The sequence below is a fragment of the Actinomadura soli genome (assembly GCF_005889715.1).
Lineage (GTDB): Bacteria > Actinomycetota > Actinomycetes > Streptosporangiales > Streptosporangiaceae > Spirillospora > Spirillospora soli.
In genome coordinates this window covers 1-24,383 of record NZ_VCKW01000130.1, presented here as the reverse complement: position 1 = coordinate 24,383, position 24,383 = coordinate 1, and the positions used below count along the sequence as shown (strand labels likewise).

21 protein-coding genes are annotated in these 24,383 nt (G+C 70.9%); 9 read left to right on the top strand and 12 right to left on the bottom strand.

Features of this window, described 5'->3' with window-relative positions; genetic code table 11:
- Window positions 1–96 precede the first annotated feature (96 nt).
- Window positions 97–495, bottom strand: a complete 399-nt coding sequence (locus ETD83_RS43840) for a hypothetical protein (protein ID WP_205717844.1) — start codon at window positions 493–495, stop codon at window positions 97–99.
- 125 nt (window positions 496–620) lie between these two features.
- On the opposite strand from ETD83_RS43840, the gene ETD83_RS23875 reads away from it, so the two are divergent.
- Complete coding sequence (locus ETD83_RS23875; protein WP_138647383.1) at window positions 621–1,193, top strand: DUF6506 family protein; 573 nt, start codon at window positions 621–623, stop codon at window positions 1,191–1,193.
- Here ETD83_RS23875 and ETD83_RS23870 read toward each other — a convergent pair.
- Window positions 1,190–2,419 carry a sensor histidine kinase gene (locus ETD83_RS23870; protein ID WP_171064398.1) on the bottom strand — a complete coding sequence of 410 codons (1,230 nt, stop codon included), beginning with the start codon at window positions 2,417–2,419 and terminating at the stop codon, window positions 1,190–1,192. The genes ETD83_RS23875 and ETD83_RS23870 overlap by 4 nt on opposite strands.
- A complete protein-coding gene (locus ETD83_RS23865; protein WP_138647381.1) occupies window positions 2,409–3,080 on the bottom strand; it encodes a response regulator transcription factor in 672 nt (223 codons plus the stop codon). The genes ETD83_RS23870 and ETD83_RS23865 overlap by 11 nt, the downstream gene beginning before the upstream one ends.
- A 124-nt stretch (window positions 3,081–3,204) precedes the next feature.
- Between ETD83_RS23865 and ETD83_RS23860 the strand changes: the two genes are divergently transcribed.
- The 5 genes from ETD83_RS23860 (at window position 3,205) to ETD83_RS23840 (ending at window position 7,776) form a co-directional block, all read left to right on the top strand.
- Window positions 3,205–3,735, top strand: a complete 531-nt coding sequence (locus ETD83_RS23860; RefSeq protein WP_138647380.1) for a hypothetical protein — start codon at window positions 3,205–3,207, stop codon at window positions 3,733–3,735.
- Window positions 3,732–4,931 (top strand): peptidoglycan-binding protein, encoded by a 1,200-nt coding sequence (locus ETD83_RS23855; RefSeq protein ID WP_171064397.1) that lies wholly within the window; start codon window positions 3,732–3,734, stop codon window positions 4,929–4,931. The genes ETD83_RS23860 and ETD83_RS23855 overlap by 4 nt, the downstream gene beginning before the upstream one ends.
- Window positions 4,928–5,686 (top strand): ABC transporter ATP-binding protein, encoded by a 759-nt coding sequence (locus ETD83_RS23850; protein WP_138647378.1) that lies wholly within the window; start codon window positions 4,928–4,930, stop codon window positions 5,684–5,686. Before ETD83_RS23855 ends, ETD83_RS23850 begins: the two co-directional genes overlap by 4 nt.
- A gap of 1 nt (window position 5,687) precedes the next feature.
- Window positions 5,688–6,923, top strand: coding sequence for an ABC transporter permease (locus ETD83_RS23845; RefSeq protein WP_329602967.1), 1,236 nt, complete (start codon window positions 5,688–5,690; stop codon window positions 6,921–6,923).
- Window positions 6,924–7,050: 127 nt separating this feature from the next.
- Window positions 7,051–7,776 (top strand): alpha/beta fold hydrolase, encoded by a 726-nt coding sequence (locus ETD83_RS23840; RefSeq protein WP_138647377.1) that lies wholly within the window; start codon window positions 7,051–7,053, stop codon window positions 7,774–7,776.
- Between the two features lie 16 nt (window positions 7,777–7,792).
- Here ETD83_RS23840 and ETD83_RS23835 read toward each other — a convergent pair whose 3' ends face one another.
- On the bottom strand, window positions 7,793–9,193 hold the full coding sequence (locus tag ETD83_RS23835) for an ATP-binding protein (RefSeq protein WP_138647376.1): 1,401 nt from the start codon (window positions 9,191–9,193) through the stop codon (window positions 7,793–7,795).
- Window positions 9,194–9,617: 424 nt separating this feature from the next.
- Here ETD83_RS23835 and ETD83_RS23830 point away from each other — a divergent pair, with 424 nt between their 5' ends.
- The 3 genes from ETD83_RS23830 to ETD83_RS23820 are packed head-to-tail and all read left to right on the top strand — an operon-like array spanning window position 9,618 to window position 13,462.
- Window positions 9,618–12,053: a WD40 repeat domain-containing protein gene (locus tag ETD83_RS23830; RefSeq protein ID WP_171064396.1), complete on the top strand. Its 2,436-nt coding sequence runs from the start codon at window positions 9,618–9,620 to the stop codon at window positions 12,051–12,053.
- Window positions 12,054–12,069: 16 nt separating this feature from the next.
- Window positions 12,070–12,426 carry a hypothetical protein gene (locus ETD83_RS23825; RefSeq protein ID WP_138647374.1) on the top strand — a complete coding sequence of 119 codons (357 nt, stop codon included), beginning with the start codon at window positions 12,070–12,072 and terminating at the stop codon, window positions 12,424–12,426.
- A 4-nt stretch (window positions 12,427–12,430) separates the two neighbouring features.
- Window positions 12,431–13,462: a hypothetical protein gene (locus ETD83_RS23820; RefSeq protein ID WP_138647373.1), complete on the top strand. Its 1,032-nt coding sequence runs from the start codon at window positions 12,431–12,433 to the stop codon at window positions 13,460–13,462.
- Here ETD83_RS23820 and ETD83_RS23815 read toward each other — a convergent pair.
- The 8 genes from ETD83_RS23815 to ETD83_RS23780 all read right to left on the bottom strand — a co-directional run bounded on the left by ETD83_RS23815 (window position 13,459) and on the right by ETD83_RS23780 (window position 24,296).
- Window positions 13,459–17,865: a WD40 repeat domain-containing protein gene (locus ETD83_RS23815; protein ID WP_138647372.1), complete on the bottom strand. Its 4,407-nt coding sequence runs from the start codon at window positions 17,863–17,865 to the stop codon at window positions 13,459–13,461. The two genes, ETD83_RS23820 and ETD83_RS23815, sit on opposite strands and share 4 nt — an antisense overlap.
- Window positions 17,858–18,715 carry a GPI inositol-deacylase gene (locus ETD83_RS23810; RefSeq protein ID WP_230421128.1) on the bottom strand — a complete coding sequence of 286 codons (858 nt, stop codon included), beginning with the start codon at window positions 18,713–18,715 and terminating at the stop codon, window positions 17,858–17,860. The genes ETD83_RS23815 and ETD83_RS23810 overlap by 8 nt, the downstream gene beginning before the upstream one ends.
- A 129-nt stretch (window positions 18,716–18,844) precedes the next feature.
- Complete coding sequence (locus tag ETD83_RS23805; RefSeq protein WP_138647371.1) at window positions 18,845–19,417, bottom strand: glycoside hydrolase family 25 protein; 573 nt, start codon at window positions 19,415–19,417, stop codon at window positions 18,845–18,847.
- A 199-nt stretch (window positions 19,418–19,616) separates the two neighbouring features.
- Entirely contained in the window at window positions 19,617–20,354 is a 738-nt protein-coding gene (locus ETD83_RS23800) for a VOC family protein (protein WP_138647370.1), read from the bottom strand.
- Window positions 20,355–20,426: 72 nt separating this feature from the next.
- Window positions 20,427–21,074 (bottom strand): dihydrofolate reductase family protein, encoded by a 648-nt coding sequence (locus ETD83_RS23795; protein ID WP_138647369.1) that lies wholly within the window; start codon window positions 21,072–21,074, stop codon window positions 20,427–20,429.
- A gap of 129 nt (window positions 21,075–21,203) precedes the next feature.
- Entirely contained in the window at window positions 21,204–22,784 is a 1,581-nt protein-coding gene (locus tag ETD83_RS23790; protein ID WP_138647384.1) for an FAD-dependent oxidoreductase, read from the bottom strand.
- A gap of 181 nt (window positions 22,785–22,965) precedes the next feature.
- Window positions 22,966–23,889 carry a cation diffusion facilitator family transporter gene (locus tag ETD83_RS23785; protein WP_138647368.1) on the bottom strand — a complete coding sequence of 308 codons (924 nt, stop codon included), beginning with the start codon at window positions 23,887–23,889 and terminating at the stop codon, window positions 22,966–22,968.
- Window positions 23,889–24,296 (bottom strand): ArsR/SmtB family transcription factor, encoded by a 408-nt coding sequence (locus ETD83_RS23780; RefSeq protein ID WP_138647367.1) that lies wholly within the window; start codon window positions 24,294–24,296, stop codon window positions 23,889–23,891. Before ETD83_RS23780 ends, ETD83_RS23785 begins: the two co-directional genes overlap by 1 nt.
- Window positions 24,297–24,383 lie beyond the last annotated feature (87 nt).

Sequence of the window (24,383 nt, the reverse complement as noted above, 5' to 3'; positions counted from 1 at the left end):
CGACCCCGGTCCCATCTTGCTGACCACGGCCGACGGGCCCCACCTCTCCTGCGGCGCGGCCACCGAGGCGTGGAGCATGCTGATCGCCCCCCGTACTCAATCGAGGAATTCCGCGGCACCGGGGCGGCGGCGATCGACCTGAAGGTGCAGGACGTCGGCCCGGGCGTAATGGCCGGTGGGGTCGAAGTTGTGGCGTTCGGCGCGGACGGCGGCGGGGTCGATGTCGGCGGTGACGAGGCATTCCTCGTCCGAAACCGGGGGAGCGATCCACTGGCCGTCAGGTCCGGCGATGGCTTCTGGGCCTACGACGTCGCGCTCGGGGTTCTGTTCGTCGAGGCGGTGCGGGTCGGCGCGGAGGCGACGGCGGACTCGCGGCCCGCGTGGTGGGCGGAGGTGGAGCAGGACCTGCTGAACCATGCCATCGTGGGCGCCGCCCTGGCCGTGCCCGCGGCGGCGTCCGCCGAGAGGAGGTGGCGGCCTGCTGGTCGCCGGCACGCTTCCCCCTGCTGCCCCGGGGCGTTACTGGTACTTCGGGACCCCGGCGGGGCGGATCGTCCAAGGCGGCTGATGAGAACGCGCTTGTTGACCTCGAGTTCGGTTGAGGTGGCAGCGTGCTGGTCATGAGCGAAGACCGAGTGATCATTTACGAGGAGACCGGCGGCGACCCCGAGACCGACGTCATGACGATCCATAACGGCAGTGGACGCACACGGGTGCGGGCCGTCGGCAAGCAGGAGCAGATGGTCGAACTGATATCCCGGCTGGTCGGCGAAGGGGTGACCCAGATCGAGCTGTGCGGCGCGTTCGGTGCGGTGTGGCACGCCGCAGCCGGCCGGGCGGCCGGTGGAAAGGTGCCCGTGGGGGCCATCTACTACGGGTTCGAGTCGCTTACCGGGGTCGCCTCGTACAAGGCGCGTTTCGAGGCCGGGGACGTGCTGTCGGAGGCGTTCCTCATCGTGCACGAAGGCGCCGACCCATCGGCCGACGTGGTGACGCACGAGAGGGCTGACGGCGGCAGGACCACCCTCGTGGCGGTGCCCGACGAGGCCGCGGCGGGCGAGGTGGCCGGAACGATGGCCGGCGACCTGCAGCTGATCGAGCTGTACGGCGGTTCCGGGCCCGAGGGTGCCGAGCCGGTCATCCGGGCGGTGGACGGCCGGGTACCCGTCGGCGTCAGCGCGTACCGGCGTTAGTCAGTCGGGCGATTGCCGTCCGGACGGGTCGCCGGTAGTGGGGTGCGTGGGCGCGGGTTTTCGGGGATGTGCGGAGGCTGATGGCCGGGGACGGCGGCGGCGGGGAAGCCGATCTCGATGGAGAGGCCGCCGCCCGGGCGGGTGCGGGCGGTGAGGTCAGCGCCGTGGGCGGTGGCGATGGCGCGGACGATCGAGAGGCCGAGGCCGTGGTGGCCGTCGCCGCGCGCGGTCCGTCCGTCGAGCCGCTGGAAGGGTTCGAAGAGCCCGCCGACCTGCTGCGGGGAGATGACCGGTCCGGTGTTGGCCACCGCGACGAGCGCTCGCCCGGCCCTGCTTCCGGTCGTGATCTCCACGTGGCCCTCGGGCACGTTGTGGTGCACGGCGTTGTCGATGAGATTGGCGACCAGGCGTCCGGCCAGCGCCGGGTCGCCCGCCGACGGGGCGGGCGCGAAGTGGGTGTGGACGCGCAGGTCGCGCGCGCCTGCCTCCATGCGGGCCGAGTCGAGGGCCTCGCGGGCGAGATCGGACAGGTCGAAGGGCTCCCGGTGATCGAGGCCGCGTTCGCTGCCCGCCAGTGTGAGCAAGGCCTCCAGCAGCTGGCCCTGCTCCTTGCTGATCGCGAGCAGGCGCTCCGAGGTCGCCCGGTAGGACTCCAGCGTGGCCTCGCGGTCGGTGAGCGTCTCTTCGAGGAGCGCGCGTTCCAGGGTGAGCGGCGTGCGCAGTTCGTGGGCGGCGTTGGCGACGAAGCGCTTGTGCGAGTCGAGGGCGGTCTCCAGCCGGCCGAGCAGGCCGTCGACGGTGTCGGCGAGGTCCTTCAGCTCGTCGCGGGGGCCGGTGACGGCGAGCCGTTCGTGCAGGTTGCGGGCGGAGATCTGCCGGATCGTGGCGGTCATCGTGCGCAGCGGCCGCAGGACGCGTCCGGCGACCAGCCAGCCCAGCACGATCGAGATCACTACCATGGCCGCGAAAGCGATCCCGAACTGGATCAGAAGGTCGCGCAGCTGTGCTTCCCGGAGCCGCTCCAGATGCCGGCGGATTTCCGGGCCTCTGTCGTCGTAGGTGATGATCACCCACTTGGAGCGGCGCATGAGCCAGTAAGTGATCGTGAGAAGGACCGCGCCGGAGATCGTGAACAGTGCGCTGTAAAGGGCCGTGAGACGCATCCGCACGGTCCGGAGCGACTGGTGGGAGGACGCGTGCGGGCGGAACTGGTCATTAAGGCTCATGGGCATCACCAATTCGGTAGCCGCCCTGCTGGACGGTCTCGATCACCGGTGGCGGTCCGAGCTTCGATCGCAGCCGGTTCATCGTGGCCTTGACGGTGGTCGTGAACGGGTCGGCCATTTCGTCCCACACCCGTTCCAGCAGTTCCTCGGCGGACACGACCCGGCCGCCCGCGCCGAGAAGGTATTCCAGAACCGCGAACTCCTTCGGGCTCAGTGCCAGGCGCATTCCCGCGCGGGTCGCGATCCGCTGGGCCGGGTCCAGCCGCAGGTCACCGTGGGCGAAGACCGGCGGCAGCGCGGGCTGCGCCCGGCGGCCGAGCGCCCGGACCCGGGCCACGAGCTCGGCGTACGCGAACGGCTTGGGCAGGTAGTCGTCGGCGCCCAGGCTCAGGCCCGAGACCCGGTCGGCGATGGTGCTGGACGCGGTCAGCATCAGGACGCGGGTACGGCGCGTCCGGCTCACCAGCGACCGGCACACTTCGTCGCCGTGGACGGTGGGAAGGTCCCGGTCGAGGACGACGACGTCGTAGTCCAGCAGGGTGGTCCGCTCGACGGCCGCCTCGCCGTCGTGCACCACGTCGACGGCCATCCCCTCGCGGCGCAGGACGCGTGCCACGGACGCCGCGAGCTCGGCATGATCCTCTGCCACCAGCACTCTCATCGTCGGATCAGGTTATCCATCGCCGCGGTCACAGCCGGGTCACAGGAACTCGGACCGTGGCGTGACCGCCCGTTGCCTAGAAACGACCTCCAACGCCCATCCACCGAGGCGAAGGAGACCATGCATGTCCAAGGCCAGGCCGAGACGGACCCTGACGCTGCCGCTCGTGGCGCTCGCGATCTTCCTGCCGGTGCTCGCGGCCTGCGGTGATTCGGGCGGCTCCGCCGGCGGTTCGGGCGGTTCGGGCGGTTCGGGTGCGGCGGCGGGCGGTGGCACCACTGGGAAGAGCGACAACCGGTATGTGAAGTACGCACAATGCATGCGCGCGAACGGAGTTCCGGACTGGCCCGACCCCATTGACGGGGACAAGTTCCGTATGCCGATGGGGAAGATCAACCCCGACTCGCCGGGGTTCAAGGCCGCGGAGCGGAAATGCGAGCCGGTGCGTCCGCCGGAATGGCGCGCCCCGGACGACCCGGCCCTGCAGGCCAAAATGCTGAAGTACGCGCAGTGCATGCGCAAGAACGGGCTGCCCGATTTCCCTGACCCCCAGGACGGGAAACTGGACACCGGTGGCGTCGACCCCGACTCGCCGCAGTACAAGGCCGCGGATCAGAAATGCCAGTCGTTGCGCCCGGCGGGTGCCGGGGGATGAGCGCCGACGTCAACGCGGCGCCTTCCGGTACGTCCCGCCCCGAGGACACCGCCCCTGGCATCGCGGTCCCGGGGGGCCGGAAGCCGCGCCGGCGCCGAGGCCGGAAGGCGTTCGCCGGGACGGGGGTCCTGGTGCTGCTGGTCGCCGCGGGTGTCGCCACCGCGGTCATAGGTCCTTTCGATGACAAGGACGCCCAGCCCGCGGCCTCGTCCGATGGCACATCGCTGGTCGGGGTGCGGGAAGGGCCGCTCTCCACGCAGATAACGCAGAGCGGGACGCTCTCGTACGCCGCCCACGGTGACGGGACCCCATACGCCGTGGTCAACCAGGCCAAGGGGATCTACACCTGGGTGCCCGGCGAGGGCAAGGAGATCGGCTGCGGCAAGACCCTGTACCGGGTGGACGAGAGACCGGTCGTGCTGATCTGCGGCGGCACACCGGCCTTCCGCGCGCTGTCGGTGGGCGACGAGGGCCGCGAGGTGCGCGACCTCAACGCGAACCTCGTGAAGCTCGGGTACGCCGAGAAGTCCGAACTCGATCCCGGTTCGGACCGCTACGGCTCGGAGACGGCGGAGGCGGTCGCCGGGCTGCAGGACAAGCTGGGCGTCGAGGAGACCGGGAGGCTGGACCTCGGGGACGCCGTGTTCCTGCCCGGTCCGCTCCGGGTGACGAAGGCGACGGCCAAGGCCGGGACGCGGGCGGCGCCGGGAGCCCAGGCGGCCCAGGCCACCACGGCCAGGCGCCAGGTGACGGTGGAGCTCGACCCCGGTCAGCAGTCCCAGGTCAAGGTCGGCGACCGGGCCCGGATCACGCTTCCGGACAACAGGACGACCCCGGGCAGGGTGACCCGCATCGGGACGGTCGCGAAGACCGGTGCCGACGAGAAGGACTCGTCCGGCGCCACGATCCCGGTGTACATCACGCTCACGCGTCCCAAGGACGCGGGGAAGCTGGACGAGGCCCCGGTCCGGGTGCAGATCACGACCGACGGGGTCGAGAAGGCGCTGATCGTCCCGGTGACGGCGCTGATGGGCAGGGCCGGCGGCGGCTACGTCGTCGAGGTGGCCGACCCGGCGGGCGGTCGGGGGCGCCGCCTGGTTCCCGTGACGCTCGGCATGTTCGACAACGACACCGGGCTCGTGCAGGTGTCCGGGAGCCTGGCCGCCGGAGATCACGTGGTGGTGCCGGCCTCATGAGCCTCACGAGCACGACTCACGACCACCGGGGCCGGGCTCCCGCGCTCGAACTGGCGGGCGTCACCAAGATCTACGGAGGGCAGCCGCCCGTGCCCGCGCTCCGGGGCGTGAGCTTCACCGTCCGCCACGGCGAACTGGTCGCCATCGTCGGGCCGTCGGGATCGGGGAAGACGACGCTCCTGCACGTCATGGGGACCCTGGAGCGGCCCACGGACGGGCTGGTCCGGATCGACGGGGTCGACGCGGCGGGGCTCGGCGAGGGGCGGCTCGCGGCCTTGCGCGCCCGCAGCATCGGGTTCGTCTTCCAGCAGTTCTTCCTGGCCGAGCACTCGACCGCCCTGGAGAACGTCGCGAACGGCCTGCTGTACGCGGGCGTCGAGGTGGGCGAGCGGCGGCGCCGTGCCGCCGACGCGCTCGACCGGGTCGGGCTCGCGCACCGCCGCGACTTCCGTCCGACGAAGATGTCCGGGGGCGAGCGCCAGCGCGTGGCCATCGCCCGCGCGCTGGTGGGCAGGCCGGCGATCGTGCTCGCCGACGAGCCGACCGGCAACCTCGACAGCGCCACCGGGGCCTCGATCCTCGACCTGCTGCGCGAGCTCAACGCCGAGGGCGCGACGATCGTCATGATCACGCACGACGGCGACCTGGCCGCGCGGCTGCCCCGCCAGGTGCACGTCCTGGACGGCCGGATCATCTCCGACAGCGGTACCGCCGCCGTCGCCGCTGCCCACAACGGGCCACGAGGGGTGGAGTGACGTGGGGATCTCATCCGATCTCGCGCCTGCGCGCCTGCGCGCCGGGGACCAGGCCCGGGTGGCGAGCACCGGGCTGCGCGCCCGGCCGCTGCGGGCGCTGCTGTCCGCGCTCGGCATCGCGATCGGCACGACGGCGATCGTCGCGGTGCTCGGGCTGTCGGCGTCGTCCCAGGCCGGTCTGCTGGCGGAGATCGACCGGCTCGGCACGAACCTGCTGACCGCCAAGACCGGCCAGAGCTTCACCCAGGAGGAGGCGGTCATGCCGGTCGCCGCGCCCGCCCGGGTGTCGCGGCTCGGGGCCGTCGAGGAGGTGGCGCACACCGGCACGGTCGGCGAAGCGAAGGTGTACCGGAGCCCGCTGATCCCCGCGATCAACACCAACGGGCTGAAGGTCCAGGCGGCGAGCCTGAACCTGCCGGGCGTGGCCGGCGCCGCCGTCGCCCACGGCCGCTGGCTCAACGAGGCGACGGCGACGCAGCCCGCCGTCGTCCTCGGCGCCGCCGCCGCGGAGCGGCTGGGGATCGGCCGCGTCCATCCCGGGCAGCGCGTGTGGCTGGACGGGCAGTGGTTCTACGTCGCCGGAATCCTCACCCCGGCGACGCTCGCACCGGACGTCGACACCAGCGCCCTGGTCGGGTACCCGGCGGCGCGGCGCTACCTCGGCCACCTCAGCATGGCCCGCGGCGAGCCGGCGGACGGCCCGCCGAGCACGCTCTACGTCCGGGCGGACACCGACGCGGTCGGCGAGGTGCGGTCGGTCCTCGCGCAGACCGCCAACCCGGAGGCGCCGAACGAGGTCAACGTGAGCCAGCCGTCCGACGCGCTCACCGCGCGCGCCGCGGCGAAGGGCGCGTTCAACAGCCTGTTCCTCGGACTCGGCGTGGTGGCGCTGATCGTGGGCGCGGTGGGCGTGGCCAACATCATGATCATCTCCGTCCTGGAGCGCCGCTCGGAGATCGGCCTGCGCCGCGCGCTCGGGGCCACCCGGGGACAGATCCGCACGCAGTTCCTGTCGGAGGCGATCATGCTGGCGGTGCTCGGCGGTCTGGTCGGCGTGGCCGCCGGGGCCCTGGCGACCGCGGTGTACGCCGGGGTCAAGGGCTGGACGGTCGTCATCCCCGCCGAAGCGTGGGCGGGCGGCATCGGCTCGGCCATCGTCATCGGCGCGGTCGCCGGCCTGATCCCCGCCCTGCGCGCCGCCCGCCTCTCCCCGACCGAGGCCCTCCGCACGGCCTGACCCCCGGCCCGCGATCCGGCGACCGTAGTGGGTAGGGATCGAGAAAGCGACGGGGGATCGCGAGGAGCAGGCGCCAGTAGCCGTGGCCGCCCTCACGTTCGCCCTTCACACCAACGGGGGAGATCCGATGACCACCAATGAGCAGCCCATCGTCGTCCTGGTCCACGGAGCGTTCGCCGAATCGGCGAGCTGGAACCGCGTCATCCGGCGCTTGCACGGCCATGGGCTCCAGGCCGTCGCCGTGGCCAACCCGCTGCGGAGCGTGGCGGGCGACGCCGCCTACGTGCGCGACGTGATCAACGGGATCGGCCGGCCGGTCGTCCTCGTCGGCCACTCCTACGGGGGCATGGTGATCACCCAGGCGGCGGCCGGGCTGCCCGCCGTCCAGTCCCTGGTGTACGTCGCCGGCTTCACCCCGGACACCGGCGAGAGCGCACTGCAGCTGTCCGGAAAGTTCGAGGGCAGCACCCTGGGCGGCGCGCTGGCCGCCTATCCGCTCGCCTCCGGTGGCAACGAGTTCCGGATCGCCGACGAGAAGTTCCACGCCCAGTTCTGCGCCGACCTGGACGCCGAGGAGGCCGCGCTGATGGCGGCGACCCAGCGTCCGGTGACCGAGCAGGCGCTGACCGACGGGCTGGAGGTGAGCGAGCCGGCCTGGCGCACCACGCCGTCCTGGTTCGTCCTCGGCGACCGTGACCTCAACATCCCGGCCGAGCTGATCCGGTTCACGGCCGGACGGGCCTCCTCGCGGGGGACGCGTGAGATCGCCGGCGCGTCCCACGCGATCGCCGCGTCCCAGCCGGAGGCGGTGACCGCGTCCATCCTCGACGCCGCCGCCGACCGGCAGGGCTGAGACGCGGCCCGCCGCGTCAACCGGACGCCGGCCTGTGCCGGTCGACCATGGTGAGGACGCCGAGGACGAGGTCTCGCTGACTCTCGTAGACGTGCTGCTCATAGGGCTCAAGCCCCGGGCCTTCGTCGCGGAGGAAGTCGACGAACGTGGAGTGATAGACCACGTACAGGAAGGTGTTGTAGTGGTCGCTCCATCGGGTGTTGAGGAACTGGCGCCATTCGCGGATGACGTGGCGGGCCACGGTTTCGTCGACTTCTTCCGGTGCGAAATCCGTCCAGGTCTGGATGGGGACCGGTTCCCGCATCACGGCGAGGCAGCGGAGCGCGGCCTCGTACTTGCCCGCCATGGTCTGGGGCCATCGCTGTCTCATGACGTCCCAATGGTTCTTGTAGTACTCCTTTAGGCCGACCGGAAGCAGCGACGGATCGGACAGCGCAGCTTCCGGCAGCCGGTCGTAGGCGATGTCAGCGAGCATGTAGGAGATGTAGAGGAAATTGCCTTCACTCCTGGACGCGAGGAAGGACTCGAACTCGGTTTCCGTCATCGACCAGGCGTTCCTGCGAGCGGCGAAGGCGGCGGCGTTCGGGCCACTGCTCGAACTGCGGATGTACTCGGTGATGTCGGCGAGGTTGGCCGGGGCGTCGTCCGGTATATGGACGACCTCCCGCCGGTCGACGCGAAGATGCTGGTCGTCCAGCTCCCGGGACGTGGCCACGACATAGGTATGCGGTGGCAGCACGCGAGGAAGGAACAGCCGGTTGGCCCCCGGAGAAGGGACTTCGGCCTCGTCGAGGGCGTCGATCGCCAGCACGAGCGGCCGTTCGGCGGATGCCGACATCGCCGCCCTGTAGAGCAGGTCGGAGAACTGGGCGCCGCTCATCGACGTGTCGGAGAAGGTCGCTTCCTGAACTCCGTACCGCGCGGCGAGCTGGGCCGAGACCATGCGGAAGAACGCGGTCGCCGAGGTGGGGCCTTCGGCGCGGCTGTTGAAATGGTGGATCAGGCCGCGGGTGCTGACGAGATAGGACAGCAGGGAGGTCTTGCCGATTCCGGGCTCGCCGGTGATGAGGACGTAACCCGAGGTGAACCCGGGAGCGGACAGGATCTCATCGAGCCGGGCGATGACCCATCCACGCCCGACGAATGAGCGGGCGCGTTCGGCGACGAGGGCCGCGCTGGAATGCGCCGGTGCCCGGTCGGGGGCGGCGAAGCGTTCGTTCAGCGCCTGCACCAGGGCGAGAGTCTCATCGAGCTTCGCCGGCAGCGGCTCCCAGCGGGACAGGATCTGGAGAGACCTCTCGCTGATGTCGAACAGGCGCCCGAACCTCGCGTGCGTCGCGAGCGCCGCGAGTGGTCCGCCGGTGGTGGCGTCCCGTGCGACGCCGTCGGTGATCCAGTAGGCCAGTGCCTCGGCCAACGCCGTCCGGTCGACCGGAAGGGCGCCCGTCTCGGCGAGGTGGTCGTCGACAACGGCGGCCAGTTCCGGGAAGCGTGCCGGATCACCGAGTTCGGCCGGCCTTCCCGTAGCCGCTTGATCAGATCTTTCCGGGCGCGGTCGTCGAGGTCACCGGCGACGGTGCCGACCGCCTGGTCGATCGCTTCGGTGACCACTTTGCGAAAGGCGCGCTCCTGGCCGGTGCCCAGGACGCGCCTGGAAGCCGCACCCGTTACGCGTTCGCCGTAGCGCGCGGTGAGCCAGCCCAGCACCGCGCCTTCGATCCCGAACAGCACAGCGGCCCCCCGCGATTTCCGCCCGAATCTGAAAGTCGCTGACGCGCAGCGCGACGTGCCGGAACATGTTAACAATGCACGCTGGTCCAGGCCGAGGCATGGGAACACAAATGGACGACGCGGCCTCCGTGGAGTTCGCATTGCGTGAAGTGCTGCTCCGCGCCGACAGGAGCGGCGATCACGAAACGCTCGCGCGGCTGGGGAGATCGGTTCAGTACTGGGCCCGCCGGTTGAGTCTGGCCGACGTGGGCGACGTCGACCATGACGTGGCGATGGACGGCGTCCCCGGCCTTGCCGTGATCCGGGACGTGATTCTGCGCCACCGCCATCTGATCCGGTCACCGGATAAGGATTGGCGGGTCAACGCCGGTGTGATCATGCTGCAGCTCAGCGCTCGGCCGGACGGCGCCGACCTGGTGCACGCGGCGGAGAAGGCGCTCGGCACCGGCTGGCTGCACAGCACTCTGCCGCTGCCCGCTCCGGCCGACCAGGGCCTGGTCCGTACCTTGTCGCTGGGAGGTGACGGAGTCCAGTCGGTCAAGGTGCTCGGCGACGGTGAACGTCTGGTGTCCGGTCACTCTGACGGCAGCGTGGCCGTCTGGGACCTGCGGCGCGGACAGTGCGTGGCGAGGCGTCAGGGCCACAGCGGCCCGTTGTGGTCCGTGGACGTCAGCCCGGCCGACGGGCGCGTCACCACGGCCGACTCCGAGCGGATCGAGGTATGGGATCCCGCTCGGCCGGAGGCTCCACCCGTCACGACCGAAGCCCGCGGCGCGATGGTGAAGATCGCTTATGACCCGGCCGGACTCCGCCTGATGCACGTCGAGAAGGGCATCCGGCTCTACGACGCCGATCTGACGGAGACCACCTTCGACGCTCCGCTTTCATTTCGCTTGCTCAACAGGCTTTTCGGGTCGAAGGGCGACGGTTCTTTCATCCGAAATCAGTCCGTCATTCTTGCCGCGAGCGTGCTGGCGAACTACCTTCTCGGGTTGGAATCAGTGCTGAGTGCCGTGCTCATCTTCGGCCCGCTCGGGTGCTATTCACTCGCGGGAATGCTCTGGCCGTTCGCGTGCTGGCGCAGGCCGCTCAACCTCGAGCACGCGAAGAGCACGTGGATCACGGCCGCCGGTTACTCGCCGCGGGGTGAGAGCATCGCGACCGTGGACGGCCGCGGCCGCATCCAGTTGTGGTGTGCGAGGACAGGGCGGCTGCGAAAGACGTTCCGGCGCAGGGTCGCCGGCCTCAGACCCGCTCTGTCCTTCGCTCCGGACGGAAAAAGGCTGGCGGTCATCGATGGTGACGGCGAACTCGTCGTGGCCGACTTCGAGTCGGGGCGTGTCGAGGTAGCCGAGGTACTGGACGGCGCCGACGAGGCCGGGCTTCTCGGATTCCGCGTGGCCCACGCTCAGGACGGTAAGTTTCTTGCCGTTGGTGGAGGCACAAAGCTCTACGTTCGCCCGCTCGGTGCATCGCGTGACGCGTCCGCTGACGTACCTCTCCGCGTGCCCCTCCACCTGCGTACGTCCCTCGTACATGTCGAATTCATCGACAACGCCGACCGCATCCTCGCAGCGGACATAGATTCCACCGTCCGGATCTGGGATTACCGCGGGCAGACCGAGCAGCACCAGGCCGCGGAGAGCCCGGCCCGGTTCACGCGAGATGCGGAATTCTCGCCCGATGGCACCTGGCTGGCCGTGGCGGGCGAGCCGGGCGGCCCTCTCGTCTGCCGATCCGATGGCTCCGTCAAGGCGGTGGTTCCCGAAGTGACCGGCCTGCTGAATTCCGTCTCCATCGCGCCGGACGGGACATGGCTGGCCACCGGTTGTGCTGATGGAAGGGTTCGGCTCTGGCTGGCCAACGGCTATCTGCTGGCGACTCTCGCGGACGGCCCCGAAGACATGAGCTATTTCGCGGTGCGGATAGCGGGCGACGGAGACCGAATCATCGCCGGGGCCGGCGACGGAACGGTCCGTGTCTGGGGAAGGGACGGTACGTTGCGGGCGAGGTTCTCCAGCGGCATCCAAACGGAAGGCGAGATCAGCCTCGGTGTCCAAGCGCTGGCCGAACTCGGCGGCGGAGCTCTCGCGGTCGCGGGTTGGCACGAAGATGTCGGCATCTGGACCATCAACGGCGCAGACGGAACGGTGTCCAAGCGCTCCTCACTCACACACTGGACCGGTGAGCGGCCACGGCGGGGCGCGGTCGGATCGCTTGCGGCCTCGCCGGACGGAACCCTCCTGGTCTCAGGCGCCACCGACGGCACTGTCATGGCCTGGCCGGGCATGGATCCCGACGACGGACGCGCACTCGTGACCCTCGACAGCTCCATTACCGGACTGTCCTTCTCACCGGATGGGACGATGCTCGCGGCCGTTTCGCAGGGCGGCGAGATCGGCGTCTTCAGCGCCGCCGACGGTCGTCCCATAGCCGGCACGAGATGCGACTCGCTTGTGAGCGGCTGCGCGTGGAGCCCGGACGGCACCCGGATCGCCTGCTCAAGCAGTGACGGGCTCTACCACCTCGAACTCCGCCGGTCATAGCGTGGGAGGCGGGGTCATGGGGCATCAGGAGTTCTATACCACCATCGCTCAAGTTTTTCCGGTGCTGCTTCTCGCGCTGCTTTGGGATTCCCAGTATTTGGAGAATCTGCGGACCCGGCCTCGGCCGTCCCGGCGAGAGGATCCGGTCAATGGCGTGTGGTTCTGGACGAAGAACCGCGTTCGCATCTATATCTTCACGGTCTCCCTGACGATTGTCACAGGGCTTGGCGCCGCGGTTTCGGTCCTGGCCGGGATACTGCCCGATAGCGCGCCCCTTCGCTTCCTGCTGGTAGGTTCTCTGTTCCTGATTCTCGTTACACTTGTGGTCCGCATTTGGGTGGAGGTCACTCATGCGTCTCGACCGCGAGCGTAGTCTCATGGACTCCACTTCCGTTGCGTTCGACAGCCGCGCGGTCAGGGCATCGCTCCGGACACGCCTGGCGCTGTGGTGGAGAGTGCCGGCCGACCGACTGCTCATGGGCATGATGCTCACGCTTGTGCTCGGCACGGCGTTCTGGGCCGGCGTCGCGATGAGAAGGGTGGAGGACGGCGCGCCGGGCATCGATGCGGAGGTGTCGGCGGCGGCGTCTCACCGGCTGATCGAGCTGACTCCGATCGTCGTGGCGACGGCCCTGCTGCTGGCTCTGCTTCCGTGGGGCATCGCCTGGTATCTCACCTGCGGCATCGGCGGGTTCGGCTGGCTGGGGTTCGCCATGCCGGATCTGCCCGCCCCACCGGAGCCGCTCACTCTTCCGGTATCCGCGCGAGACGAGATGTCCGCCGTCTTCGGCTGGGACAGCTGGCCCGATGTGCTGAAATCCGTAGGGCTGATGCTGTTCGTGCTCTACGCGGCCCGGAAGACGATCGCCGATATGCGCTGGCGGTTCTACTCCCTTAGGGGCCAGTCCCTCAGATCTCACGAGAGCGAGTCCGCCGGACCTCTGGGGCTCGGCCGGCTTTTCAGCGATCCCTTCCGGTGGCGGACCCCGCTGTGGGCGGCGCACGCCGCCCCGCTGGTGCTGCTGGTCGAGGCGTGCCTGCTCTGGTCGCTGCTCATCGTCCGGGCCGGACTGGACGGGTCGGAGACGATCGACCGGCACAGCATGGATCTCGTGGCGTCCGGCTTCACCGCCTGCTCGCTCATCCTGGTCTTCTACATCGCCCTCCCGTTCGGCCGCCCCGAGTGGAATCTCCGGGATTTTTTCCGCCTCACCCTGGTGCTGATCGTGGGCGTCGCCTTGTTCGGGCGACCGGACGACATGCGGCGGGGCGGGCCGCCCTGGCTCGGCGACCTGGCCGCCGATGTCACCTCGCGGCTGCTCGGCGTGTCCTGCTGGGCGGGAGTGATCGGTGTCGTGGCGTCCTTCGCCGCGATCCGGGTGACACGGTGGGTGTACGGCTGGCGCTAGCGCGGCGCCGGATCGGGCTCCAGGGGGAGCCGCAGGCAGGAGATGCCGTGCGCCGTGCCGACCACCAGCAGGCCGTCGGGTTCCAGTTCGACGCTGTTCAGGGGCACCTCAAGGTCGATCCGCGCCGCCGGTTCGAGCCGCACGGCGGGCCGCCGGCCGATCGAGCGCACCGACACCTCCCAGGCCGTGACGAGGCCCCGGTCCGTCGCCGTGACGATGACGCTCCGCCCATCGGTGAGCGCCGCGGTCGCCAGGTGGGCGGCGTCCGCGCGGACCCCGCCCGTGAACCGTCCGGTGCCGAGGTCGATGATCTGCACGCCGCCGTCCGCCAGCAGCAGGGCCGCCATCCGGGCGGGGAAGACACCGGTCAGGAGGCGGACGGCGAGGGCGTGCAGGGACGTCCGGCCGGCGAGGGATCGCCATCGGCGGAACGAGCGCAGCCGCCGGGGGCCCCGGAAGGTGGTGAGGTTCCACACGCAGACACGGCCGTCGGTTCCGGCGGTCACGGCGATGGGCCGTCCGCGGTGATCCCGCCCGCAGTCCACGTCGGCGGACCAGCCCGCGTGCCCGCGCAGCACCTTGCGCAACGACCAGGCCGGCAGCTCCCACGCGAGCGAGAAGTCACCGTGGCCCGTGGTCACCAGTGCGACCGTTCCGTCATCGCGCTTCAGGGCGGCCGTCCCGATGGTCCATCCGAGGGGATGGATGCCGGCGGCGCCCATCGGCTCACCGGTCTCGGCGTCCCAGACGCCCGCGACGCCGTGGGCCCCGAAGGCGGCGGCGGAGAGGCGGCCGGTTCCGTCGTCCACCAGCGTGACGGCGGACGACCCCGACGCGCCGGGACCCGCGAGTTCGGCCCGGACGGTCCCGAGCCGGGCGTCCCAGAGGATGACGCCCGCGGCGCCCAGCGTGAGCAGGACACGGTCACCGCCGGGGAGGCCGCCCACGGCGACCCGGTAGACGGGGGACGACGACCGGCCGAGCCGTTCACCCGGCGCGAGGCGCGCGATGGCGTCCAGGTCCCAGAGGCGGGCCGAGCCGTCAGCGCTCACCGTCACCATCACGGTGCGGTCGTGGACGGCGGCCGCGGCGACCTCCGCGATCCGGGCCGTGTGCCCGGAAAGCGTGATCTCCGGCTCCGAGCCGTTCACGGTCAGATCGATGCGCAGGACCTGGCCGTCGTCGTCGGTGTAGACGCCGTTGATGCCGCATCGCCCGGCCGTCCCGTCGGTCACACGGTCGATGGCCAGTTCCCCAGGACGCTCACGCTTTCCCACCACGGGTTCCGCGTCCGGATAACGGCGGGCGACGATTTCGTGGACGCGTTTCGTGACCGCCTGGATCTCCGCCGTCCCGGCTCCGGGGAGAAGCCCGTCCGCGCTGTAGATCTCGCCACCGCGGACCAGGTCCCAGCATCGCACCCGCCGGCCGAAGCCGATCACCGCGACCGGTCTCTCCGCCGCGTCCCGGAAGTACACCGCGTCGGCGGCATGGAACGTCGCGCTGCCGGTGGTGCGCCCCGCCACGGGGATCAGCGACCGTCCGGTGGTCACGTCCCAGTACTGGAAGGCGGCCTGCGGGCCGGTCGACCGCCGCATCAGCAGGACGGGGCGGCGGTCGCGCGTCTCCGCGAAGGCGACGGGCGTCCAGAACGGGCCGGCGCCGCGGAGCACGCTCAGCCGTTCTCCCGAGCGCAGGTCCCAGACCGCCGCGGGACAGCCCTTGCCGCCGACGAACGCGGCGAGGCGCCCGTCCGCCAGGCGCCCGCACATCAGCACCGGAGACGGGTCGGACAGCCGGGCCGCGGCACGCCGCGGCCACGGCGCGGCCGCGATGGTCTCACGCGGCGTCCACGTGCCCACGTCCATGCGGTGCAGCTTGAGGTCGGCGCCGAGGACGGCCACGAGCCCGGGCCCGTCCGGCGGGACGACGGTGCGGACCGAGAGCAGCGAAGCGCCGCCGAGGTCCCGGACGACCAGCGGCTCGGCGGTCTTCAGGTCCCAGACGCAGAGCGCGCCGTCCCTTCCGACGGTGATCGCCGTGGGCGGCTCCAAGGCCGGGACCGTGACCGAGGAGATCGCGGCCTTGTGGCCCGGCAGCACCCGGTGAGGATGCTCCAGGGGCCATTGCCCCCAGTCCGTGCTCCAGGGGCGGGTGACCGGGCAGCCGCGGACGTGCGCGACCAGGGCGTCGGCGCCGAGACGAAGCCCCCACAGCTCCAGGTAGGAGAGCCGTTCGGCGACGGTGGCGCCCCGCATGAGATGAAGCGTCCGCTGGTAGACGGCGGCCGCCGCGGCCTCCGCCGCGCCGGTGAGCGCCGGGAGCGCGGCGATCACGGCGGCCGGGCCCGCCATCGCGAGGTAGAGGCCGTCGGTGACGAACCGGCCGAACGCCCCCGCCGCCCTCGCGTGCGTCGCGAGGTGCGCCCTCGTGTAGGCGGGCGCGCGGGTCCAGTCGCGGTGTCCCGGCGCGAGGTCGGGGACCCGGCCCTCCAGGTAGGTGACGAAAGCGGCATGGACGTCGCCGTTCGACTGGCCCGTGCGCAGGTATTCGGCCATCGAGAGGTGGTAGAGGCGGTAAACCGATGAGCCTTCCTCCAACGCCTCGATGACGTACGCGCCCGCGTTCCTCATCAGCCAGACGATGTCCTCGTCCGTGTGGAGCTTTCCGCTGAGCTCTGAGGCCAGAGGAGCCCATGTCCCCGCCCAGGGCAGGCCCGCCCCGTGCGCGTACGCGAGGGGACGCAGCAGTTCCCTCGCCCGCTCAGCCTCCGCGCCCAGCCGGGTCTCCAGGTCCTGCTGCATGGCGTCCGCGGCCGTCCCCGGCAGCGACGCCCGCCAGGCGGGATCGGCCGCGTCGGGGATCCGGTCACCCGCGGCGAGCGTCCGGGAGACGATGAGCGCGACGAGGAAGGAGCGGCCCGCCGCCGCCGCGACGGCCGCCGCGACCGGCTCCACCACCTCGCCGGGAAGGTCGCGGAACGGGGAGTCCGGGGTGCTCTCCCGCAGGCACCGGCTCGCGTACCGGCGCAGGCTCGGCCGGTCGGCGTACTCGGGCGCGTCCAGGTCGAGCGTCTGCTCCGGCGGCCCGAGCCGGTGGACGAGATGCTTGCGCGTCCCGAGGACGAGCCGGAGCCCCGCCGCCTCCGCGCCGCGGATCAGCGGCTGGAGCAGCCAGGAGACGACGTGCTCGGGATCGACCGTCTCGTCCACCGCGTCGATGATCGCGGCCAGGCCCCCGCCCTGCCGGACGGTCCGCAGCAGCTCGCCGGGCGTCGAGGCGTTCGCCTCGGCCGCGGCCGCCAGCGCGGCGAGGATCTGGCCGGCGGTCTTGCCGCGGGCGTGGACGGCCACGCCGATCGACCCGGCGGCGGGGACGGTCTCGTCCGGGACCCCGTCGAGCGGGACCGTGGAGCGCCACTCCGGTTCGCTGAGCACGGCCAACCGGGCGAGCACCGCGGACTTGCCCGAGCCGGGGTCGCCGGTCACGACCCGCAGCGTCCCCGCGGCCGCGTCCGACAGCCACCGGGTCAGCTCGCCCAGCGCCGCGTGCCGCCCGACGAACCGCCAGGCGACCTCGGTCGGGACGTCCACGCCCCGCGCCCTGGGAAGAAAATGGCTGCGCAGGTCCTCCTCGCGCGCCGTCCTTTCCGCGATGATGAGCTGGGACAGAACGTCGAAGCCGTGCAGCCGGGGGTCATAGCGCGGATTGACGAAGAAGCGCTGGTTCTGGGCGGAGCCGAAAAGTGTGCTGCACGAGATGGTCTGCCACGTTTTCCTGTTCGGACTGGACTTCATGTATTCGGCGAGCGCCTCCGGCGTGAGGTAACGCGGCTCATGCCCGGCGGTCGCCTGATGGTGGACGGCCTCCGTGAACAATGCCGCGAAGTCGCCCGCGCGTATCTGCTCAAGAGGGTGGGCCGCCGTCAGCACCGTCAGCGATTTGTCGGTGGAACGGCTGCTGGCCTCCATTCCGGCCACGAGGGACTGGGCGCCCCCGCGTCCGGCGAAGCACACGTCGATGATCAGCAGCAGGCTTCTCAGCTCGGTGTCCAGCAGCGCCGCCTCGACCAGGTCGGCCGTCGGGATCGTGCCGATGAGCCTGTCCCCGGTGGCGTCCCCCATCCAGAGCCGGTGCCGCCCGCTCACGAAGTCGCCGTGCCCGGTGTGGTAGATCACCAGCAGGTCGTCCGGTGCGCAGCGCCCGCAGAAGTCCCGGACGCCCTTCTCCATCTCGTCCTTGGTCGGATCGATCCCGAGCCCCGGAACCCGGTCGTAGCCGAATTCCCCGACCAGCAGATCGGCCATGACCGCGACGGATTCCACGATGCGGTCGCCGCTCTCGTCCAGCCCGGCGGTGACGCCCGTGGCTATGAGGTGTCTCCGGCCGCTCCGCTCATCCACTCAGGCCCTCCGCGATCGCCCTGCCGGTGGCCGCATCGGTCAGATAGGAAAGCATGTCGTGGGCGCGCGACCCGTTGTGCACGCGGATCTGCTTGATCCGGTCGCCGAAGAAGGGGCGGATGTCCTCCACGACCGCGACCAGGTCGCCCGCGTCGGCGATGTTCGTCCAGTTCCCCACTCCGCGGGGCCAGCACGCCTGCGCGACGCCGTCCTGTTTCACTGGGACGGGCCGCAGCCGGTCGAACACCAGGTGCCGCAGCCCGAGGGGCGACCCCAGGGTGACCAGCGTCATGACCGGCCATTCGGGGTGCGCGCACAGGGCCTCGTAGGCGACCACGGACCCGAGCGAATGCGCGACGATGACGCGTGTCCGGGGCGTCACGGCCGCGACGACTTCCGCTTGCGCCGCGGCGCGCAGGGCGTCGTCGGTGAAGTACCGGCGGACCTGTTTCAGGTCACCGATGAAGGCCCGCTCACCCACCCCGCTCCAGAACCGCGACATGCTCAGCGCGTACAGCGCCCGCTGCACCCACGCCGGGCTCCGGAAGAGTGTCTCCTCGCCGGGCGGCACGACGCGGTCGTCCACTTCCGCCGCGCGCTCCCACAGGACCCGGAGGAGGTCCTGCTCGTAGCCCTCGTCGATGTCGTCGGCGTCGTAGTAGGTCTCGGGTCCGAGAACCTCCGCCTCCGGGCGAAAGAGCCTGCCGTAAGCGGCGACCGTGACGTCCTCTGGAGCGACGTCCCGTCCCGCGAACGCCAGGCCCTGGCTCAGCGCGGGGAACAGCCGCGCGTGCAGAGTGACGGAGCCGTCCAGTTGCCTGCCGATTCCATGCACCAGAACGATCGACATCAGATCACCTACGGAAGGGAGGGCCGGAGGACCACCCTGGTCCCGGCGATCACCTTCTTCAAGGGAATCCGTCACAACTGGCCACTATCGGTGACCGGCGCCCTCCCTATGCGCCCGTAAGCGCGCCGGTCAGGCGCTGGACGCCCATTTCTTGAGCGCGCCCTTGCTCTTGAAGTCGGCGACGTTCCTGTCCAGCGGCTTGGACGTGTACTGGTGGAAGAGCCACTTGTCCTTGATGAGCGGGTCGCCGGCCTCGCGGTAGTCGGCGATCCAGAGCCCGTCGGCCTTGTGGCCGCCGGTGCCCTTCCTGGTCCACAGGTCGCGGTTGACGTACAGGATCAGCCGGTGCCCGGGGCGCAGCTTCTTCACCTCGCGCAGGAACTTGTCCTTCTGCGCGCTGGTGGCGAGCCGCCCCTTCGGGTCGGTCTCCCAGTCGAGGGCGAGGAAGTCGCCGTCCGCGGCGCCGCAGTTCTCGACGAAGTGCCGGGCCTGCGCCTTGATCCGCGCCAGGCTCAGCCCCCGCCGGCCGAGCAGGAAGTGGTAGAACCCCACCACGCAGCCGTCCCGGCGGGCCTGCTCGGCCTGCCGGGCCCGGGCGGGGTTGGTATAGGTGCGACCCTCGGTCGCCTTGACGATGACGAAGTCCAGTCCCTCGGACTCGAAGGAGGGGTTGTGCGATGAGACGTCGACGCCGTGCAGCATGACGGCCCCCTTTCGGCTTTCACACCGACCCCCTGCACCGCTTGTTCCTCCACCGCCGTTGCCGCCTACACGCCATTCGGCGACAATGCCGTTCACCCCCGCCACACCGTCATGGCGTCGGCAGCGGCGAGGTGAAGCGCCCCACCTGAAAGCGCCCCATCTGAAAGCGCCTCATCTGGAAGCGCCTCCTCTGGACGGGTCAGGCTCGGCCGAGGACGCAGAACTCGTTGCCCTCCGGGTCGGCCATGACCGTCCACGGCACATCGCCCTGGCCGACGTCGAGGTCGGTGGCGCCGAGAGCCCGCAGCCGGTCCACCTCCGCCTCCTTGCCGTCGATGGGCTGCGGCAGCAGGTCGACATGGACGCGGTTCCACCACGTCCTCGTGCCGGGCATGCGGTGGAGCTCCAGATACGGTCCGGTCCCCTCGGTGGAACGCATCAGCACATGGTCGTCGGTCACCTCGTGCACGGTCACGTCCACGGCCTCGCCCCAGAACCGGACCATGGCCTGTGGATCGGCGCAGTCGACCACCACCGCGGCGATCGGCCCGGTGTCCCGGTAGATCTCCCGGGGCTCCAGCACGCAGAACACGTTGCCCTCCGGGTCGGCCAGGACCGTCCAGGGGACGTCGCCCTGGCCGACGTCCGCGGGCGTCGCACCGAGATCCTTCAGGCGCGCGACCAGCTCCGCCTGGTGGGCCTCAGAGGTGGTGGCCAGATCGAGGTGCACGCGGTCCTTCACCGTTTCGGGGTCCGGGACGGTGACGAAATCGATGTAGAAGGCCCTGGGGTCCGGCCAGACGAACCCCGGGGGTTCAGCGTTGGTCACACCGGGTCCCTCGCTGGCGACACCCCAGCCCAGCGCGTCCGCCCAGAACCGGCCGAGTGCCGAGTCGTCCCCGGCCTTGAAGTTCACCTGAACGAGTCGCAGTGCCATGTCGCTGATCATAGGACCAGGTAGACGAAGCGCCGCGCCGCCGTTCGCCACGTCGCCCGGTCGCCTTCGCGGTCACCGTCGCTTGGCGGTGAACGTCAGGTGGGTGACACCGCTCGGCGTGGAGACCGCCTCGATGTCGTACGCCTCTTCCAGCGACTCCAGGCCGTCCCAGAGCCGGACACCGCGGCCGAGCAGGATCGGCACCTGGACCACGTGCATGTGATCGACCAGGCCCTCGGTGAGGAAGTCGCGTACCACCGAGGGCCCGCCGCCCAGGCGCACGTCCTGGCCGCCGGCCGCCTCGCGGGCCACCTGGAGCGCCTCGGCGGGCGGGGCGTCCAGGAAGTGGAACGTGGTGCCGCCCTCCATCTCGATCGATGGACGCGGCCGGTGGGTCAGCACGTAGACCGGCGTGTGGAAGGGCGGGTTCGCCCCCCACGCGCCCTTGTAGCCGGGGTCGTCCTGCCATCCCGGGGGGCCGAACTTGCCGGCGCCCATGATCTCGGCGCCGAAGCCGTGACCGTGCATCGCGGCGAACGCGTGGTCGGCGCCGACGGTGCCGCCCTCGGCGCCGCCCATCTCGTACCAGAACCGGGTGGCGAACATCCACTCGTGCAGGCGCTCGCCGGCGTGACCGAACGGGGCGTTCTCGGACTGTCCGGCGCCGGTGCCGAAGCCGTCGAGCGAGATCGTGAAGTTGTGAACGCGAACCTTGGACATCGGGTCCTCCTTCGGGCCTCCGGCACCGGTCCGGTGCCGTCACGAGAAGGTCGGAGCCGACCCGGCCGCCTCGACATCACCTCGCCCCGATCGCCCGAAATTCCTGCGGCGGGCCGTGGCCCGTGGCCGTCACCCGGGCTGCAGCGGCTCGATCGGAAGCTGGACCGACTGGCGGTGGCGGAAGATGTCGAGCGGGTCCCAGCGCAGCTTGACGTCCTGGAGCTTGCCGTAGTGCCTTCCGTAGTACAGCTCCGACCAGGGCACGGTCGAGGTGTTCCATCGCGGGTCGCTCAGATCGACGTCGGGATAGCCGATGTAGCAGCCGTCGGTGGTGTGCTGGCCCTGGTGGCCGTCGGGCACCGGTACCCCGCCGGTGCCCTGGTACATCCGCTGGTACAGCTCGCGGATCCAGCGCAGGTGGTCGTCGCCGTCCTGGCCCGCGGGCCAGTAGATCTGGTGCTGCAGTTTCAGCACCGAGCTGCGCTGGATCACCGCGGTGTCCATCGGCGACCTGTCGTTGATCTCGCCGCCGTAGGAGTCGATCTGGATGACCGCGTCCCGCACGATGTCGGGGTCCTCCAGCGCCAGCGCCGCCCAGAGTTCGTCGATCTGTTCCCGCGGGAGCGGCTCGCGCATGTACGCCGACTTGTGCTTGCCGCAGCGGAGGTTGTCCACCGGTCCGAGCAGCTTGTCCACGGTGCTCCACGGCAGCATGGCCGGGCTCTCCAGGCCCGCCAGCGCCGGATACTCCCCGTACGCCTCGCTCAGCGACTCCCGGACGGGGCCGACCTCCTGGCTCATCGCCCGCAGGAACTCCTTGAGCCGGGCCTCGGCGTCGGGGACGGACGCGTCGATCTGCGCGATCAAGCCGATCTTGTCCTGGCTGCGGTGGCTGAGCAGCAGGATCGCGAACAGCGGCCGGTAGCGCTGCTGGGCGGCCGGGTCCGTCGTGGCGAAGAACTCGCCGAAGTTGTCGATGATGCGGCCGAAGTGGGCCCGGTTCATCTGCGACCATTTCCACCCGCTGGCGGTGAGCAGCACCCGCTCCGGCACCTGCGGGAGCGCGCGGAACCAGAATCGGGTGACGATCCCGAAGTTGCCGCCACCGCCGCCGGTGTGCGCCCACCACAGGTCCCGGTTCGGGTCCCTCGGTTCGTCGGTCGCGACGACCAGCCGCACCCTGCGGTCCTCGTCGACGACGGCGACCTCGACCGCGTACAGGTAGTCCACGGTGAGACCGAACTGCCGAGACAGCAGGCCGAACCCGCCGACCGGCACGTGCCCCCCGACTCCCACCGACGGGCACGAACCGCCCGGCAGGACCCGCCCCGTCTGCAGGAACAGCCCCTTGCGCAGGTCGCCGTTGGTCGCCCCGGCCTCGACGCAGACCACGTCCTCGCCCCGGTCAGGGTCTTCGTAGATGCGGTCCATGAGCGAGACGTCGATGATGACCCGCACGTCGTCGGAGCAGACGAAGTCCTCGTAGCAGTGCCCACCGGAACGGACGGTGATCCGGTCGCGCGTGCCGGTGACCTGCTCGTTCACCGCCTTTTCGAGCGCCGCCCTGGTCTCCTCGCTGGTCCGCACCACCCGGACGTACTCCGGGTTGGCCCGCCATCTCGGGTTGAATCCACGGCACAGCGCCGCGAACCGCCGATCCCCGGGCATGATCTTGAGCCCGCCCTCGTCGGCCACCGCCGCGTCGGCCATCTCGCTCACCCTTCTCCTCCTCGCCTGCCGGACCGGCCCGCCAGACCGGCCCGCCTGCCGGTCAACGCCGCTACCGGCCCCGAGGACCCTGTTCCGCGATCCGAGCAAACCCCACCCCAATTGGACGGACGAATTGCACCCCGGTGCCTTCCACGTGCCGTCCGCCGGGAGAGGGGGCGGGTCACCAGCCGAGCTCGTCGCAGCCGACGTGGTCGGGCGGCTCGACCTGAAGGGTGGCGTGGGCGATGGCGTGGCGGTCGCGGAGCAGCTCGCGGGCACGGTCCAGGACGGCGTGGGCGTCGGCGGCGTCGGTGGTGACCAGGTGGGCGGTGGCCACGTGCATGCCGGAGGTCAGCGTCCACAGGTGCAGGTCGTGGACGTCCTGGACCCCGCCGACGGCGGCGAGGTCACCGGCGACCGCCTGGGTGTCGAGCCCCTCGGGGGCGTGCTGGCCGAGCACCGCGACGACCTGCCGGCCCAGCGCCACGGCGCGGACCACCACGAACATCCCGATCGCGAGCGCGACGAGGGTGTCGAACAGGGGCCGCCCGGTGGCGGCGACCAGGATCCCGGCGGCGATGACCCCGACCGACCCGGCGGTGTCGGCGACGACCTCCAGGTAGGCGCCCTTGACGTTCAGGCTCTCGGACGCGCCGCCGCGCAGCAGCATCAGCGCGGCCAGGTTCACCAGCAGGCCGAGTGCTCCGACCACCACCATGGGGCCGGTGGACACCTCTACGTCGCGGCCGATCCGTCCCACGGCCTCGATGGTGATGTACGCGGCCGTGCCCAGCATCACGAGGACCGCGAACCCGGAGGCGAACACCTCGGCCCGGTACGACCCGTAGGTGCGCCGCCCGGTCCGGTCCGGACGGGTGGCGATCTTGGTCGCCACCAGTGCGGCGGCCAGCGTCAGCACGTCCGCGGCCATGTGCCCGGCGTCCGAGAGCAGCGCCAGGGACCCCGAGACCAGCCCGTAGACCAGCTCCACGACGAAGAACGACCCGATCAGGCCGAAGGACGCGCCCAGCCGCCAGCGATGCCGGTGGGTGGCGTGCCCGGCGACCTGAGCGGGGCCGTGCCCATGCCCGTGACCAGCGCCCATCAGGACTCCCGTTCCGGATGGACGGCCTCGGTGTGCTCGATGTGCGCGACCGCCAGGTCGAGCAGCATCCGCACATGCGCGTCGGCCAGGCGGTAGTAGGCCATTCGTCCCGAGCGGCGCGCGCTGACCACCCGGTGCGCGCGCAGCAGCCGCAGCGCGTGGGACGCCGCCGACTCGCTCATGTCGCTGACGGCGGCGAGATCGCAGACGCACAGCTCGCCGTCCAGCAACGCCACCAGCATGCGCAGCCGCCGGGGATCGGCCAGCAGCCCGAACACCTCCGCGGTGTCGGCCAGGTCGCCTTCGGCCGGCATCCGCTCCAGGACCGAGGCGACCCTGGGGGCGTCCACGACCCGCACCGAACAGCCGTCCGCGGGCACGAGCTGATCGTCTGAAGATCTGTTCATATATCAACTTTGGGGGTTGACCTGCGGCTCTGTCAACCCGCGCTCCGGGAGCGGTTCCGGCGGGGGCGCGGCGGGGACACGTGATCG